This window comes from Pelotalea chapellei (assembly GCF_018531195.1).
In the GTDB taxonomy this organism is placed as follows: domain Bacteria; phylum Desulfobacterota; class Desulfuromonadia; order Geobacterales; family Pseudopelobacteraceae; genus Pelotalea; species Pelotalea chapellei.
This window is the reverse complement of record NZ_JAHDYS010000055.1, coordinates 1-227: the sequence shown is the minus strand read 5'-3', so window position 1 is coordinate 227 and position 227 is coordinate 1. Positions and strand designations below refer to the sequence as shown.

At 55.5% G+C, this 227-nt stretch carries 1 protein-coding gene; it reads left to right on the top strand.

All coding sequences use genetic code 11. From position 1 onward, the window contains the following. A partial coding sequence (locus KJB30_RS17890; RefSeq protein ID WP_281415756.1) for an EF-hand domain-containing protein occupies nucleotides 1-227 on the top strand: 227 nt, incomplete at both ends.

The following is a 227-nucleotide window of genomic DNA, read 5'->3' as shown; positions in this document are numbered from 1 at the left end:
CGCAAGGGGGGTGACAAGCTGGCTGATTTCAAGTCGGCGGAATACGATGAACTGACCAAATTGAATCCGGCTGAGGGGGATGTCAAACGTCTGGTGGACAGGGATGGAGATGGCAAGATTACTCTGAAGGAGCTGAGGAACTTCAATCTTGAGCTGCGCGGCAGGGGCATGCGTCTGTGGGGCATGATGATGCCCGAGGTGGTGACCCATACCTACCAGATCCTGGA